Here is a 16928-nt window from a genome sequence, read left to right as displayed (position 1 = left end):
GACCATGCCACCACGGCGGCGCCGCACGCAAGCGTCCATCCGGAATGCTTCGCGCATCGCTGGCTGGCGCCATGGGCGCCAGCCAGTGGGAGCATCAACGCTGCGCTGAATCAGAAACCGCTGCGCAGGAACAGGTCGAAGTTCGTCACGTTGAGCGTACCGATGCCGGCACCCTGGTCGTAGCCGGGTACGCCTTTATAAAACCAGTTGTCGCCGGCACGGATATCGTTGAACGGCGACCACGAGCCGTAACCGAAGATGTTCTGCAGCAGGTACACCTGCGGATTCCAGAAGCCCACCCGGTGCCCGGTGCTTTGCGTCAACAGGGCGCTGATCCCGTTGAGCTGGGGTGCGACGAAACTGGTGCCGCCTTCGAACGTCAGCAGGCCGCCGCCGTCCAGTGACGAGACGAAGCTGTAGCCGGTCTCCGGATCCGCATTCAGCGAAATGTCGGGCTCGTTGCGGCCGCGATAATTGGCCGGCAGCGTGTAGTTGATGCCGAACGCGGGCAGGAACAAGGTCTGGTTCCTCTCGCTCCTGCGAATGCCGAAGGTGAACTGCTGATAGCGCGGCAACGGCCAGAACACGCTGACGCCGCCACCACCGCCGACCGAGAACACTTCAGGGGTAATGTCCGCGCCGAAATTGGTCTGGAAGTAATTGGCGATGTAATCCCAGCCCCAGACGCTTTCCTTGCCGATCGATGCCGTCGGTCCACCGCTGAAGCTGTAGGAGAACGGCACGGTGGTGCCGCCCGCGGTGGTGATGAAGGGATCGGAGCCCGGGGCGTCGGCGGTGAGCGGCGGCGGCACCGGGTCGGTCGGCAAGCCGCCCACTCCCCGCACCGTGTCGTAGGCGCCCGAGTCGCCGGAAGTCGCGAACATCGAGATGCCTTGTACTGCCGCTTCCAGGAAGACCTGGTGGAAGGCAAGCAATTCATCCGTGAAGTCGACACCGCCGTTGAGCTGCGGGAAGTAGAAAATTTCCGGTAAGCCCCAACTTACCGACAAGCTGTCTACCTTGTTGTCGGATACCGACTGATTGAATACATCGAAGAAGCCGGCGTCGGTATTGGGTGCGTCGTATACGATGATGTCGGCCCAGGGCGCCAGGCCGCCGGATTGCTCGACGTCGAGGGAAGTCTCACCCGAGCCGGCAGCGCCGCTGAGCAGCCCGCCACCGTCCACGTGTACCTGGGTGATGCGCTTGGGTTTCACCGCCAGGCCGATCGTTCTCCAGTAGTTATAGGCATCGGCGGGCAGGAAATTCGCCAGGGTGGCGATGCCGATGGTCGAACCCCTGCCGTTCACTCCGGCCTTGTAGAGCGGATTGATGTTGTAGCGGTTGGCCACATCGCCGACCGTGAATTCGCCAGGTATGCAGGTGGCGGTGGGGTCGCCGGTGCAGGACACCGTGGCCGGTGCAGCCGTGCCCAAGGCATTGGTTCGGGCTCCCGGCTGCGGCGGGAACAGTGCGCTGACGCGATGCGAACGATAGCGGGCCTCGCTGCTGAGGCCTGACGCCACGACCAGCGTGTCGGCAAGCGCTACGGGCATGCTCGGTGTCGCATTGGGCCGGTGGAAGGTCGTGCCGTCACCGGCTCGGTAATCGTGGATGGACGTATGGAAGGCCGCATTGAACTGGCCGATCGTACCGCTGACCTTGATCGCGAGATGATTCGGCAGCAGCTCGGCCTGAGCGAGCCCTTGCTGCTGCAGGAACGACTTCACCCTGGATATCTCGTCGGCGGTGGCGCCATAGCGATCGGCGAACTGTGCCGTGGTGAGGAAACGGTGATACGACGGATTGCCCGGGGTGACCGTGCTGTAGATGTACTGCTCGAGTGCATCCTGGTGGTGCAGGCCGAGGACCAGCGTGACGTTCACGGTTTGAGCGGGATTGCTTGCCCCGATGTCGATGGGTGCCGCCCTGCTGGTAGGTGCCGAGCCACCAGCGGCGAGCGATGTAGTGGCGAAGCCACAAAGCAGCAACGCCAATGAAGTCGCGAGCGACTTGCGATGCAAATTCGTAAGCATGGGTTTTCTCCAAGGGTTGAAACGGTCACTTGGGCGACGCTGCGGCGAGTAGCTCCCTGTCTCTCGACAAGCCCCCTCCCGACAAGCTTTAAGCCATACATTCGTAAGCTGATACCCCAACAACCAGCGCGGCCCCTGAAGACAAATCCGTACTGGCCGAACGACGCTAGCAGCGTACGGCTGGCCCTGAAAGTGCCCGCTGCGGCGAAATAGTTTGCGCAATCCATGTGGCGGCTCAAGCCGTGCCGCATGTAATTGCGACTATGTCTTCAGGCCGAGGCCCGCCACAGGCTGGCGAGAGCTGCCGGGGTGCCGCCCGCTTTCTGGTCGCAGGCCAAGTTGCGGCACAATAGAGGGATTGTGCGTCGCAAACGGCCGTTTGCGACGCGGTATTTTTTTGGAATCGAAGCCGCTGTCATGACCATCATCAAGCAAGCCGATCTGATCCAGTCCGTTGCCGACGCGCTGCAGTACATCAGCTATTACCACCCGGTCGACTACATCAAAGGCCTTGCTGCCGCCTATGAGCGCGAGGAAAGCCCCGCGGCCAAGGACGCGATGGCGCAGATCCTGATCAACTCGCGGATGGCCGCGGAAGGCCATCGGCCGCTGTGCCAGGACACCGGCATCGTCACCGTGTTCCTCAAGGTCGGCATGAACGTGCAGTGGGACGCCACGATGTCGCTGGACGACATGGTCAACGAGGGCGTACGCCGCGCCTACAACGACCCGGACAACAAGCTGCGCGCCAGCATCCTGGCCGACCCTGCCGGCAAGCGCATCAATACCAAGGACAACACGCCGGCCATCATCAACGTGGCCATCGTGCCGGGCGACAAGCTCGACGTGATCGTGGCCGCGAAGGGTGGCGGCTCCGAGGCGAAGTCGAAGTTCGCGATGCTCAACCCGTCCGACTCGATCGTCGACTGGGTGCTCAAGACCGTGCCCACGATGGGCGCGGGCTGGTGCCCGCCGGGCATGCTGGGACTGGGCATCGGCGGTACCGCCGAGAAGGCGATGCTGCTGGCGAAAGAAGCGCTGATGGAGCCGATCGATATCCAGGAGCTGATCGCACGCGGCCCGAGCAATCGTGCCGAAGAACTGCGCATCGAGCTGTACGAGAAGGTCAACGCGCTGGGCATCGGCGCGCAAGGCCTGGGCGGCCTCACCACCGTGCTCGACATCAAGATCAAGGACTATCCGACCCACGCGGCCAACCTGCCGGTGGCGTTGATACCGAACTGCGCGGCGACTCGCCATGCGCATTTCACTCTGGACGGATCCGGCCCGGTGATGCTCGATCCGCCGTCACTGGAAGACTGGCCGAAGCTCACCTACGACGCCTCGAAAGGGCGTCGGGTGAATCTCGACACGGTGACGCAGGCGGACGTCGCCGACTGGAAGCCGGGCGAGACTTTGCTGCTCAACGGCAAGCTGCTGACCGGCCGCGACGCCGCGCACAAGCGCATGGTGGAGATGCTCAACAAAGGCGAGCCGCTGCCGGTCGACTTCAAGGGCCGCTTCATCTATTACGTGGGCCCGGTCGATCCGGTGCGCGACGAGGTGGTTGGCCCGGCCGGTCCCACCACCGCCACCCGCATGGACAAGTTCACCGAGCAGGTGCTGGCGCAGACCGGCCTGCTCGGGATGGTGGGCAAGGCCGAGCGCGGGCCGGCGGCCATCGAGGCGATCAAGCGACACCAGTCGGTTTATCTGATGGCAGTCGGCGGCGCGGCATACCTGGTGTCCAAGGCGATCAAGGCCGCGCGCGTGGTCGGCTTCGCCGATCTGGGCATGGAGGCGATCTACGAGTTCACCGTCGAGGACATGCCCGTTACCGTGGCGGTCGATTCGCTGGGCAGCTCGGTGCACCAGACCGGTCCGCGCGAATGGCAGGCGCGGATCGGCAAGATTCCGGTCGTTGTGGTGTAACACCGTCTTTCTTCCTCTCCCTTTTGGGGAGAGGATCGAGGTGAGGGGCGGGTGCTCGCGAGAGCCTCTCTCAAGAGCGAGCTCTTCGCTTGAAGGGAAACCGAGGCCAGTCTGGCCCCTCACCCCAACCCTCTCCCCGGTGGGGAGTGGGGCGATGATGCCCTCGCATTTAGCCATCCAAACGCTCGCAGGCTTCTGGCGGTTGCATTCCACCTGCTGCGGCGCAACACTGGGGGAATTGTCTTCCCCAACCATCGCCACTGAAGGTAGCCGTGAACCCGCAAAGCCCTGCGTCGCTTCCCGCCGACGCCCCCTGGATCGTGATGAAGTTCGGCGGCACCAGTGTCGCCACCTTGTCGCGCTGGCAGAACATTCTTGAGCTGGTCGCCAGCCGCCGCGCCGAGGGCGCGCGCGTACTGGTCGTCGTTTCCGCACTGACCGGCGTCACCGACGCGCTCAAGCAACTGTGTGCGCAGGGCGAACCGGGCAAACGCAGCGAAGCGGCCAAGGCGATCGCGCAGCGCCACTACGATCTGCTCGACCACATGCAGCTGGCCATGCCCGACACGCTGGGCGAGCGGCTAGCCGATCTGGCAAAGCTGGCGCACGAAGGTGCCGCCGCACTGGGAGAGCTGGCCTGGCAGGCGCAGGTGCAGGCGCACGGCGAGCTGATGTCCAGCGCGCTCGGTGCCGCGTTCCTCAGCCACAGCGGCCTGCCTACGCAATGGCTGGACGCGCGCGACTGTCTGGCCGCCATCGCCTTGCCGAACCAGAACGAGCGCACCCGGCTGCTGTCGTCGATGGTCGATACCAAAGCCGACCCCGCATTGAATGCACGGCTTGCCGCGCTGGGTGAGGTGTTCATCACCCAGGGTTTCATCGCTCGCGAAGCCAAAGGCCGCACGGTGCTGCTAGGCCGCGGCGGCTCGGATACGTCGGCGGCGTACTTCGGTGCGCTGCTGAAGGCGCAGCGGGTGGAAATCTGGACCGACGTGGCCGGCATGTTCACCGCCAACCCGCGCCAGGTACCGGGCGCGCGGCTGCTGCAGCGGCTGGATTACGAAGAGGCCCAGGAAATCGCCTCCACCGGTGCCAAGGTGCTGCATCCGCGCTGCCTGTCGCCGTTGCGCGAACCGCGCGTGCCGCTGCTGATCAAGGACACCAACCGGCCGGAACTCGACGGCACCGTGATCGGTCCCGAAGTGCGCGCGCACGCGCCCAGCGTCAAGGCGATCAGCGCGCGCAAGGGCATCACCCTGGTGTCGATGGAATCGGTCGGCATGTGGCAGCAGGTCGGTTTTCTTGCCGACGTGTTCGCGCACTTCAAGCAGCACGGGCTGTCGGTGGACTTGATCGGTTCGGCCGAAACCAATGTCACCGTATCGCTCGATCCCACCGAAAACCTGCTCGACTCCGATGCGATCGCGGCACTGGCTACCGACCTGGCCAAGGTATGCCGGGTCAAGGTGATCGCGCCGTGCGCGGCGATCACCCTGGTCGGGCGCGGCATGCGCTCGCTGCTGCACACCTTGTCCGGCGTGCTGGCCGAGTTCGGCCAGCTGCGCGTGCACATGATTTCGCAGTCGTCGAACAACCTCAATCTCACCTTCGTGGTGGACGAGGAAGTGGTCGATACGCTGCTGCCGCATCTGCATGAACTGCTGATCGCCGCCGGCGCCCTGCGCACCGACGACAGCGCGCTGTTCGGCCCCAGCTGGCAGGCGCTGTACGGCAGCGGCGAGTCGCCGGCGCCCGCGGCGGCGTGGTGGCACGAGTCGCAGCGCCCGCGGCTGCTGGAGATCGCGGCGCAGGCTACACCGCGCTACGTCTACCACCTGCCTACCGTGCGCCACCAGGCGCGCGAGCTGAAGAGGCTGGCTGCGGTCGACCGGCTGCACTACGCGGTGAAGGCGAACACGCATCCGGCGATCCTCAAGGCATTGGCCGAGGAGGGCTTCGGCTTCGAATGCGTGTCGCCAGGCGAGGTGAAGGCGGTGATGGCGGCTGTGCCGTCATCCGCGCCGCTGCTGTTCACCCCCAATTTTGCGCCGCGCGAGGACTACGCCTGGGCGCTGAGCACGCGCTCCACCGTCTCGCTCGATTCGCTTTATCCGTTGGAGCATTGGGGCGAGCTGTTTCGCGGCCGCGAGATCGTGCTGCGCGTCGACCTGGGCCGCGGCCTGGGCCATCACGAAAAGGTGCGCACCGGCGGCAGCGGCAGCAAGTTCGGTCTGCCGGTGGAGCAGATCGACGCCTTTCTGCGCCTGGCCGACACGCATGGCGTGATCGTGCGCGGCCTGCACGCGCACCTGGGTTCGGGCATTCTCGACGATGCCCATTGGGGCGAGGTGTATGCCCAGCTCGCCAGCCTCGCCGAGCGCATCGGCAGCGTGAGTTTCCTGGACATCGGCGGCGGCCTCGGCGTGCCGTCCCATCCGGGGGAGGCGCCGCTGGACATCGCCGAACTCGATCGCGTGCTGCGCGAGGTCAAGGCCGCTTATCCCCAATATCAGCTGTGGATGGAGCCGGGCCGCTACCTGGTCGCCGATGCCGGCGTGCTGCTGGCGCGGGTGACCCAGCAAAAGGGCAAGGGTACGCTGCGCTATCTCGGCCTCGACACCGGCATGAACAGTCTGATCCGCCCCGCGCTTTATGACGCCTGGCATGAGATCGTGAATCTCAGCCGGCTCGATGAACCGGCCACCGCGCTGTACCAGGTCGTCGGCCCGATCTGCGAGAGTGGCGACGTGCTCGGCACCGACCGCCGCCTGCCCGAGGCACGGGAGGGCGACGTGATGCTGATTGCCCAGGCGGGTGCGTATGGCAAGGTGATGTCCTCGCACTACAACCTGCGCGACGAAGCCGACGAGGTGGTGATCGAATAGCTTTTCCTCCTCTCCCCGCTGGGGAGAGGATCGAGGTGAGGGGTTAATCTCGCCAAGGTGCAACATCAGGAGAGCTTTCAAGGATGAAACGTCTCAACGTGGATCAGGCGCGTGGATTGCGCCAAGTGATGACCGATGCGGAGCAGAGGTTGTGGCGTCATCTTCGCAATCGTCAAATGCTTGGATGGAAATTCCGCCGTCAGCACGAAATCAGTTATTACATCGTCGATTTCGTTTGTACCGAGGCTATGTTGATCATCGAGTTGGACGGTGGGCAGCACGCAGATCAGATGGTGTACGACGAGCGGCGCACACAGCAATTGCAAGCCATGGGCTACCGCGTGCTGCGTTTCTGGAACAATGACGCATTGGTAAATATTGAGAGCGTGCTTACGGTGATTCTGGATGCCTTGGCAAGTCCAGCCCCTCACCCCAACCCTCTCCCCGCGGGGGAGAGGGGGTCAAGCGCGCCGGAGAGTGAAGAGTGACGACGACAATTCAACCGCGGCTGACCCAGCTGTTCCGTTTCGTGCGCTGCAGCTACGCCAATGGCGTTGCCGAGCTGGTTTATGCGTTCGACGACGGCGAGGAACTGGTCGAGCGGATTCGCTTCCCGAATGCGCCGGCGGTTCCGGCCGCGCATGCCACGGCGTTCGAGGCGGCGCTGAAACTGCTGCATCTGATCGCGGGCGTCAGCTACTACAAAGCCGGTGTGCCGCCGAAGATCGAGGTGGCGACAGGGCCACTCGATAACGCTACGGCGGAGCTGCTCGATCAGCTGTACTTGCACGGCCTGGCCGAGTTCGCCTATCGCAATGGGCTGGATCTGCGTGGACGCATTGCATTCCCCCGCGGTGCCGCAGCCCCGACGGTGCAGTCATTGAGCCTGCCGAAACGCACGCTGGTGCCGATCGGCGGCGGCAAGGATTCGCTGGTCGCGGTGGAGGCGATCAAGTCGATCGGCGGTGAGGCGACTGCGGCGTGGGTCGGCAATTCGGCCTTGATCGCCGCCTGTGCGGAGCGTACCGGCCTGCCCATGCTGAACATCCAGCGCGAACTGGCGCCGGGGCTGTTCGAGCTGAACCGGCTGGGCGCGTGGAACGGACATGTACCGGTGACGGCGGTGAACTCGGCGATCCTCGCTGTCGCCGCGATCCTGTATGGCTACGATTCGATCGCGTTCGCCAACGAACGCTCCGCCTCGGCCGCCACGCTGGAGTACGACGGCCAGCAGGTGAACCACCAGTGGAGCAAGAGCTATGCGTTCGAGCAGCTGCTGGGCGACTGGCTGCATACGCATGTGGCGAGTGACCTCGACTACTGCTCGCTGCTGCGGCCGTATTCGGAGCTGGCGATCACTCGCGCGTTCGCGAAGCTGACGCCGTATTTCGACGTGTTCTCCAGCTGCAACCGCAACTTCAAGCTGCTCGGCCCGAAGCCGGCCGATCGCTGGTGCGGGCAATGCCCGAAATGCCATTTCGTGTTCCTCGCGCTGGCGCCGTTCCTGCCCAAGCCGCGACTGCTGTCGATCTTCGGGCGCAACCTGCTGGACGATGAAAATCAGACCGCCGGTTTCGACGCGCTGCTGGAGTACCAGGACCACAAACCGTTCGAATGCGTAGGCGAGGGCGCCGAGGCCCGCGCCGCGATGTATGCGTTGAGCCAGCGCCCTGAATGGCAGGAAGACGCCCTGGTCGCGCGCTTCTACAGCGAGATCCTGCCGCAGCTGGACGCATCGGAACTGGCGCTGGAGCCGTGGCTGGTACCGGGCGAGGAACACCGCGTGCCGCTTCGGCTGCAAGCTGCGCTGGCGGCGATCGGCTGATGAAGAGCTTCGTGGGCCGTCATGCGCATCGCTGAATTGGTCGGCCGCCGCGTCGCGGTCTGGGGCTTCGGGCGCGAGGGCCGCGCGGCCATCCATGCGGTGCGTCAACGTTGCCCGGATCAGCATTTCACCTTGTTCTGCAGTGCGGCCGAGGTCGACGCCGCCCGCGCGTTCGATCCGGCGCTCGAGGTCGTTGCCGGCGAGCCTGATGCCGCCACGTTGGTTCAATTCGATGTGGTAGTGAAGTCGCCGGGTATCTCGGCGTACAGGCCGGCACTGCTGGCCGCGCAGGCGCAGGGCGCCCAGTTCACTTCCGGCACCGCGCTGTGGTTCGGCGAGAATCCTGACGCGCACGTGATCGCGGTCACCGGCACCAAAGGCAAGAGCACCACCAGTGCGCTGATCGCGCACCTGACGCGGGCGCTCGGTGTGCGCACGGCACTCGCTGGCAATATCGGCCTGCCGCTGCTGGAGCTGCCCGATCGCCATGCCGTTTCGCCACCCGCCGATCTGTGGGTAATCGAGATGTCCAGCTTCCAGACCAGCGAAGCCGGCCCGCTGGAGCTTGGCGTGATCACCAGCTTGTACGAGGAACATCTCGACTGGCACGGGTCGCGCGAGCGCTACGTCGCCGACAAGCTGCGCCTGGCCGACGTCTCGCGACAGTTGCTGGTCAATGCGCTGCAGCCGGCGCTGCTGGAACGCACGCAGAAGCATCCGCATCGCCTGCTGTTCGGTCAACCCGCAGGCTGGCACGTTGCCGATGGTTTCATCCGTCGTGGCACACAGGAAGTCTTTCCGGTCGAGCAGCTTGCGGCGCCGGGCCTGCATAACGCGCTGAATGCCTGTGCCGCGCTGGCGGCGTTGGCAGCCGTCGGCATGGATGCATTGGCCGCGGCATCGGCACTCGCACATTTCCGCCCGCTGCCGCATCGCCTGCAGCCACTGGGTGAGCGCGATGGCTGGCACTGGGTCAACGATTCGATCAGCACCACACCGCTGGCCACGCTTGCGGCGCTGGAAAGTCTGCATGGCCGCGCGGTGACCGTACTGGTCGGCGGCCACGATCGCGGACTGGACTGGACGCCGTTCGTCGAGGCGATGCGCACCGCGCCGCCGAACGCGATCGTCTGCATGGGCAGCAATGGCGCACGCATCGAAGCGGCACTGCACGAGGCTGAAGTACGTTGCCCGCTGGTGCGCGTCGACCATCTCGCCAGCGCCGTCGCCGAGGCAAAGGCACGCACGCCCCGGGATGGCGTGATCCTGCTGTCGCCCGGCGCACCCAGCTTCGATCAGTTCAAGGATTATGCGGAGCGCGGTCGCCGGTTCGCTGAGCTGGCTGGCTTCGACGGCAAGGCTATCGCAGGCATTGCCGGGCTCGGGGTGGGGTGAGCCCGGAAAACGGGACCACTCGTTTTCCGGGCTATAGAAGTTCCGCCGCTTGAGGAAGACCGCTGGCTTCAGCGGGCGTAGCGCGCCCGTGGTTCGTTCACGCGTTTCTTGGCATCGAGGCTGATGTGCTGGCGCAGCCAGGCGGCGAAATCGGCTTCGGGCAGGCTGCCTTCGGCGAGGGCGATCATGGTGACGTACTTGTCCTCGTCGCTGGCTACGAGGTCGGCGCCGTTGAGCGCGAGGAAGACGCGATAGCTGACATGTGCCGTGCGCTTGTTGCCGTCGACGAAGGGATGGTTGCGCGCCAGGCCGAAAGCGAGGCTGGCGGCGAGGTCGGCGAGGTCCGGCGGCGGCTCGCCGTAGGTGTGCAGTTGTTGCGGGCGGGCGAGCGCGGAATCCAGCAGATTCTCGTCACGCACGCCGCTGCCGCCGCCATGTTCGGCCAGCTGGCGTTCGTGGATGGCGATGGCGAGCGGCCGTTCGATCCAGATGATCATGGTCGTCTCCTATTGCGCCAGCTTGCGCAGCACGTTGCGATCCTTGCGCATGACTTCTTCGGCCACCTCCATCTGCTTGGCCAGGGTAGGGTCGTAGGTGGTGAGCCGAATGCCGTCGGGGGTTTCCAGCGCGAACAGCTCGTCGCCTTTTTTCAGGCGCAGGCGGGCCAGCAATTCGCGCGGCAAGATGACGCCGGCAGAGTTGCCAATGGTGGTGATCTTGAGTTTCATGGCGGCCTCCGGGGTGCGTTATAACGTATGTTATACGTCAGCGATGGCCCCGAATGCAATGTGCTCCGGGGAGGCAGGACGCTGGCCGCTTCGGCGGCCGGCTAGTCAAGCAAAAAGGGCCGCACTTGCATGCGGCCCTCCGTTTTTGCGCTGATCGAAAAAACCCTTACCAGATCTTCACCCGATCCCTCGGTGCCAGATATAGCTTCTCACCGGGCTTGGGCGAGAACGCGTCGTACCAGGCGTCGAGGTTGCGCACGGTCTGTGCGCGGAAGTTGCCGGGCGCGTGACCGTCGCCGATCACCTGGGCACGCAGTGCGGCAGGCCGGGTCTTGGTGCGCCACGATTGCGCGAACGCGAGGAAGAAGCGCTGGTCGCCGCTGAGGCCGTTGATCACCGGCGCAGGCTTGCCGCCGAGCGACTTGTGATAGGCGATCCAGGCGATGGTGAGGCCGGACACGTCAGCGATGTTTTCGCCCAGCGTCTGCTGACCGTTGACGTGCAGGCCGGGCAGCGGCTCATACGCGTTGTACTGTTCGACCAGCTTCTGGCCGGTGGCCTTGAAGTGGGCCTGGTCCTCCGGCGTCCACCAGTTCGCCAGGCGGCCTTGCGCGTCGAACTCCGCACCGGTGTTGTCGAAGCTGTGGCTGATCTCGTGGCCGATCACCGCGCCGATCGAACCATAGTTCGAGGCGGCATCGGCTTTCGGATCGAAGAACGGCGCTTCGAGGATCGCGGCGGGGAAGTTCAGCGCGTTCTGCAACGGCAGGTTCACCGCGTTGACGGTCTGCGGCGTCATCCACCACTCGCCCTTGTCGACCGGCTGGCCGAGCTTGGCCAGCTGGTGCTGGTATTCGTGCTGTTCGGCGCGCAAGTGATTGCCGACCGGATCGTCGCGGCTGATCGTCAGGTCGGCGTAGTCGCGCCAGGTTTCCGGGTAGCCCACGCCGACGCGGACGGTAGCGATCTTCGCCTTGGCTTTCTGCTTGGTGGCCGGGGTCATCCAGTCGAGTTGATCGACGCGATCGGTGAATGCGGCGAGGATGTTGTCGACCATTTGCTTCACCTGCGCCTTGGATGAGGCCGGGAAGTATTTCTTCACGTAGATCTGGCCGACCGCGTCGCCCAGGTCATTGTTGAGCGCGCCGATGGCGCGCTTCCAGCGATCGCGCTGCTTCGGCGTGCCCTGCAACGTGTGACCGTAGAACTCGAAACCCGCGTCGGCGAATGCGGGCGGCAGTAGGCCTGCGCTGTGATTGATGGTGTGGAAAATGAGGAAGGCTTTCCAGGTATCCAGCGGTTCGCTGGCGACCAGTGCGGAAATTCCGCGGATCGCACTCGGTTGCCACACGGTGATCTGTTTCTGCGTATCCAGGCCCGCGGCATGCAGATACGCGGGCCAGTCCAGCCCCGGCGCCTTGGCGGCGAAGTCCGCCGTGTTCCAGGGATTGTTGGCCTTGTGCACGTCTTCGCTGTCGACCAGGCTCTCATGCACCTTGGCGATCTTCATTTCCAGTTCGAACACGGCCTTGGCCTTGGCGTCCGCGTCGACGATGCCGGCGTTCTTCAGCTGGGCGGCGATGTAGGACTGGTACTTGGCGCGGATGCCGGCCATGTCCTTATCGGTGGCGAGGTAGTAGTCGCGGTTGGGCATGCCCAGGCCGCCCTGCAGCAGATAAGCGACGTTATGCGCGGAATCTTCCAGCCCCTGCGTGACGAACAGGCCGAACAGGTGCTCGGTGCTGAAATTGGTCGCGTTGACCGGATCGACATCGGCGCGCAGCTGGCCGCCCAGCACGCCGGCGAGATCGGCCGGCGTCTTGATCGCGTCGATCTTCGCGAGCTCGGGCTTGAGCGGGCTCAGGCCATGCTTGGCGATGCCGGCCTGATCCATGAAGGCGGCGTAGTAGTCGGCGATCTTGCTTTCGTTGGAGCCGGCGGGCGCTTTGGCCGCAGCCGCCGCCTTGATCAGGTCGGCGTTGCGTTGCTCGGCCTTGTTGAATACCTGCAGGAAGATCCCGGTGCTGGCGCGGTCGGGCGGGATCACCGCCGTTTTGCGCCAGTTGCCGTTGGCGTAGCCGTCGAAGTCGTCGCCCGGTTTCACGCTGTGGTCCATGCCGGCCAGATCCACGCCGGTAGGGCGGTCGGCAGCATGTGGTGCCGGCGCGGGCGTGGCCGCCCAGGCGCTCGATCCGCACAGGACGGCGGCGGTCAGAATCCAACGGATGCGTTGCATGGTTTTTATCCCGGCAGGATGGAATCTGCACGATAGTGCGCCGACCCGGGTTTGTGGGCATGACTAATGGGCTAGCGAGAGCGGGGCGGCCTTGGCGCTCTACTTCTCGTAACGGTAGTTGAAGCTGGCGCGGCTGAAGTCGGTGGCCTGCTGCGCCTCGAAATTCCAGCGCCTGCCGAAGCGGTAGCGCAAGGTGATCACCTCGCCCGGCTCGAACAGGCCGACGCCGTAGCTGAGATACAGCCGCGGCGAAAGGTACTTGCCCACGCTGAACGCCGAACTGCCGCCGAGCGCTTCGTTGCTGGAGACGCCGATGTCGTCCACGCCGAGCTTCGAGCCGATGCGCTTGGCCAGCAGGTCGCCGCCGGCCGAACCCAGCGCCTGCGCCGCCGCGCTGACCATGCTGCCTTCGCCGCCCTTCACCTCGGACAGCGGCTTGCCGGTAATCAGATAGGACAGCGCGTCGGATTGTTCCATCACCGGGTTGGAGAACACCGTGAGGATCGGCCGTTGCGCAGTGCCGGAAACCAGCAGGCCGACCTGCTGGCCTTCGTCGATGGTGGCGTTCGGGTTGAGTTTGCGCGCGGCGCGGATATTCAGCCCCGGATTGTCGATCGGCGTGCTGGCGAACAGCAGCTGGCCGCGCTGGATCTGCAGGTTCTGTCCGTAGGCGCGGTAGGTGCCATCGACCGCGAGCTGGCCTTGTCCGGTGGTAGCGCGGCCGGGCCGTTCGCTGACCGTCAGCAGGCCGGTTACGCGGCCGTCCAGGCCCATGCCGACGATATGCGTCTTCTGCCCGAGATCCACCTTGACCATGGCGCTGATCGGCAGCTTGCTGGCAGCCTGTTCCTGCTGCTTCTGGTCGATCACGACCACGTCGGGCGACGCCTTGGTGGCGCCGGCGCCGGGCAGCTTCTCGGCATTCACATCGGCGCTGTCTATCGTGAGGCCGCCGCCGATGTCGATGCCTTTGGCGTCCTGTTTCACGATCAGGTCGGGTGTGATCACCACTTTCGCCGCCGGAATGTCGGCGGCGGTGAACTGGCTGCCCTTGAGCGTGATGGCGGTCTGCGCGTTGGCACCGACGCCGGCATGGCCATTGATCGTCAGCGTGCCTTTGCCCGACTGCACGCTTCCGCTGAGCAGGAACTGGCGAGCGTCGGTGGTGCTGACGCTCAAGTGGCCCTGGGTCAGCTTGAGTCCGGCCGAGGGCACTTCGGCAGCGAACCCGCGCACGTTGGCCTGGCCAGTGATCGCCGGTTGTTTGAGCGTGCCGGAGAAACGGAAGTTGCCGTCGGCGCCGCCCTGGACGTTCGCCACCTCACTGCTGAACAGCTCGATGACGGCGAGATTGTTCAGGCGCAGATCCAGTTGTCCACCCAGCGTCTGCTGTGCACCAGCGATCGTGACCTGGCCATCCAGACGGCCGCCGTCGTCGAGGCCGCTGTGCACGTCGATGCGCTGGCTGGCGGATGCGAGTTCGGCACTCAGGCGCAGTTGGTCGTAGCGCAACAGCGGCGCATCTGCCTGATTGGTGTAGGTGACGCTGCCGCGTGCCGAGCTGATCGAGGCGTTGCCGCTGAGGGCGCCGGCGGCGCTGCGGTGGATTTTTCCGCTGCCTTCCAAGGTGCCGTCGGCGCGCATCGGCAGGTCGGCGTCGCCGGCCGCGTTCATCAGCAACGCCAGCGGCAGCGCATGCAGCCGGTAGCTGGCGTCGAGATTGCCGGGCTTGTCCTGTTTCGCCGCCACACACAGTTGCGGATCGCCGGCGCTCAGGCACATGTCGGACAGGCTCATCGCGCCGTCGTTGTAGCTCAGCTGCGATGGTTGCTGCAGGCGCCAGCCAGGCATGCCCTGCGGCTCCAGGTCGAGGGTGGTCAGCGTGCCGCTCCACGCCGAACCCTTCAGCGCACCGTGCAAGGCCAGCTTGCCGGATAACTGGGTCCCGCGCGCGTCCACGCTCAGCTGATGGTCGCCCTGGCTGCCTTCGGCGAGCAGGTTGATGTGCTGGAACATCAGCCCTTGCAAATACACATTGCTCGCTTGCAGATCCAATTTGCCGGCCGGGCGGCTGATGTCGGGCAGGCCGACGATCAGGTGCAAAGAGTCTGCCTTCTGCTGCTGCCAGGCCAGCGACCGGCCCTGCAACTGGCCATTGATGCTGAGCTTCGGCTGTTTGCCACGGATAGTGAAATGGCCGTCCAGACGGCCGCCGGCATTCGGCAGCCAGTCGCCCAGCGAGGCGATCGCCAGTTGCAGGTCCGCGTCGTTCTCGGCACCCGGACGGGCATCCAGTTTTACGGTGCTGCCGCCCGAGGCGAGGTTGAGCTGGCCGTCGATCACCTGGTTCGATGACAGGTGCAGCTTGCCGTTGCCGCTGACCGCACGGTCGCGCAGCTTGCCGGCCAGTTTGCGGATTTCCAGCGTGGCATCGGGGCCCTGCTTCGGCAGCTTGCCGGTGCTGGCGATGTCGAAGTCCAGCGCGCCGTTCCAGCCGGCAAACAGCTGGCCGGGATCGAAGCGGTGGGCGCTGGCCTCGGCCTGCCACGCAAATGCCGGTTGCAGGGTCAGCGTGCCGTTGGCCTGCACGTCGCCTTGCGGCTGCTTCAATGCCAGCGTGTGCAAGGTGATCAGCTGTGCGGTGCCGTCGAGGTTCAGTGCCAGCTTCGCCAGCTTGCCGGGTGGCCCCACCTCGACATCGCCTTCGGCGTGATACTTGTCGGCTGTGCCGCTGGCCTTGAGTTCGCCGTGGCTGGCCAGCACCTGGCCGACCAGATCCTGCGGCAGCAGCAGATCGTTCCAACGAATGTCGAGCTGGGCACTGAGCGGCTTCACCGCCAGCTGCACGACACCGCTGGCGGCGACGCTGCCCTTGATCTGCGGCGAGCCGAGACCGAGCTGCTGCAAGGTCAGCGTGTTGAAGTCGTGGCTGAACTGCGCACGCAGCGGCTGCAGCAACAGCTGGTAGTCGTTGAGATCGAGCCTGCCATCGAGCGCGCCGCTGTAACGGTCGCCATGACCTCGCACCGCAACCGCCAGCGCTTTCAGCGAGCTGGCGCCGAGCAGCGGCTTCGGGTCGAAACGCGGCACGTCGAGCTTGCCGGTCCAGGCGTAGTCGCCGCTCTGGCTCAGATCCAATTGCAGCTGCGCGACGGTCGGCGCGCTGAGCTCGAGGTCGAGATGCGCCTGCTTGCTGTCGCTATGCGCGACGAGGTTGCCGGCGTAGTCGGTGTCGCCGACCTTCCACGCGAAGTCCGCCTTGCTGTCGCCCTGGTAGCCCTTGCCGATCGCCAGCGTGCCGGCGAGATCGACATGGCCTTCCGGCGCGAGCAGGGCGAGCCGGCCCAGTTCGATGCCGCGGCGGGTCCAGCTGCCGGCCAGGTCGAGCTGGTTGGAGACAAACAAGATCTGGCCGTCCCGGGTCACCTTCACCGTGCCGACGTGGACGCGATCGAGGATCAGCTCGACCGGCGGCTGCAGCGAGAAACTGCCGGAGCTGGGTGTCTGATCCGGTGTCGGCTTGGGCAAGGCCACGTCGACGCCGTCGACGTCCAGCACGAGTACATGCACGCGCTTGGCCAGCAGTGGCCAGACGCGCAGATCCAGACGTGCCCTCGCCACGTTTGCCACGGTGCCCTTGCCGTCGTCGTAACGCACGCCGACCAGATCCAGAGGACCGACCAGACGTCCCTGCGCATGCTGCACGCGCAGTGCGCCCGCGCTGGCGGCCTGCAACCGCGCCAACGCAAAGCGCAGGCCGGAGCCGGTGCCAAACAGCCAGCCGGCGGTGACGGCGAGCAGCAGCAGAACCAGCAGCAACGCGCCGCCCAGCCAGCGCAACCAGCGACGGCGACGGGGAACGGTGGTGCTGGTCTTGGTCGTCGTGGTCAT

General features: G+C 65.3%; 10 protein-coding genes. 5 read left to right on the top strand and 5 right to left on the bottom strand.

Going from position 1 to position 16928, the window contains the following annotated elements; all coding sequences use genetic code 11:
* Positions 1-110 precede the first annotated feature (110 nt).
* Complete coding sequence (locus BUA26_RS04185; protein ID WP_072758157.1) at positions 111-2036, bottom strand: S53 family peptidase; 1926 nt, start codon at positions 2034-2036, stop codon at positions 111-113.
* Positions 2037-2453: 417 nt separating this feature from the next.
* On the opposite strand from BUA26_RS04185, the gene BUA26_RS04180 reads away from it, so the two are divergent.
* The 5 genes from BUA26_RS04180 to murD all read left to right on the top strand — a co-directional run bounded on the left by BUA26_RS04180 (position 2454) and on the right by murD (position 10073).
* A complete protein-coding gene (locus BUA26_RS04180) occupies positions 2454-3968 on the top strand; it encodes a fumarate hydratase (protein ID WP_072758155.1) in 1515 nt (504 codons plus the stop codon).
* A gap of 272 nt (positions 3969-4240) precedes the next feature.
* Positions 4241-6853, top strand: a complete 2613-nt coding sequence (locus BUA26_RS04175) for a bifunctional aspartate kinase/diaminopimelate decarboxylase (protein ID WP_255368154.1) — start codon at positions 4241-4243, stop codon at positions 6851-6853.
* 83 nt (positions 6854-6936) lie between these two features.
* Positions 6937-7341, top strand: a complete 405-nt coding sequence (locus BUA26_RS04170) for an endonuclease domain-containing protein (protein WP_072758150.1) — start codon at positions 6937-6939, stop codon at positions 7339-7341.
* Positions 7338-8678 carry a UDP-N-acetyl-alpha-D-muramoyl-L-alanyl-L-glutamate epimerase gene (murL, locus tag BUA26_RS04165; protein ID WP_072758148.1) on the top strand — a complete coding sequence of 447 codons (1341 nt, stop codon included), beginning with the start codon at positions 7338-7340 and terminating at the stop codon, positions 8676-8678. Before BUA26_RS04170 ends, murL begins: the two co-directional genes overlap by 4 nt.
* Positions 8679-8699: 21 nt before the next feature.
* Entirely contained in the window at positions 8700-10073 is a 1374-nt protein-coding gene (gene murD, locus BUA26_RS04160) for a UDP-N-acetylmuramoyl-L-alanine--D-glutamate ligase (RefSeq protein WP_072758146.1), read from the top strand.
* Between the two features lie 68 nt (positions 10074-10141).
* Here the strand turns inward: murD and BUA26_RS04155 are convergent, their stop codons facing one another.
* The 4 genes from BUA26_RS04155 to BUA26_RS04140 form a co-directional block, all read right to left on the bottom strand.
* Entirely contained in the window at positions 10142-10570 is a 429-nt protein-coding gene (locus BUA26_RS04155) for a type II toxin-antitoxin system death-on-curing family toxin (RefSeq protein ID WP_072758144.1), read from the bottom strand.
* A gap of 9 nt (positions 10571-10579) precedes the next feature.
* Positions 10580-10801 (bottom strand): AbrB/MazE/SpoVT family DNA-binding domain-containing protein, encoded by a 222-nt coding sequence (locus BUA26_RS04150; RefSeq protein WP_072758142.1) that lies wholly within the window; start codon positions 10799-10801, stop codon positions 10580-10582.
* Positions 10802-10967: 166 nt separating this feature from the next.
* A complete protein-coding gene (locus BUA26_RS04145; protein ID WP_072758140.1) occupies positions 10968-13037 on the bottom strand; it encodes a M13 family metallopeptidase in 2070 nt (689 codons plus the stop codon).
* Positions 13038-13136: 99 nt separating this feature from the next.
* The gene (locus tag BUA26_RS04140; protein ID WP_072758138.1) at positions 13137-16928 is read right to left on the bottom strand and encodes a translocation/assembly module TamB domain-containing protein; all 3792 of its coding nucleotides are present in this window, start codon (positions 16926-16928) and stop codon (positions 13137-13139) included.

It is taken from the genome of Rhodanobacter sp. OK091 (assembly GCF_900142825.1).
Classification (GTDB): domain Bacteria; phylum Pseudomonadota; class Gammaproteobacteria; order Xanthomonadales; family Rhodanobacteraceae; genus Rhodanobacter.
Note: the sequence above shows the minus strand (reverse complement) of the source record. Positions and strands in the feature narration are given on the sequence as shown.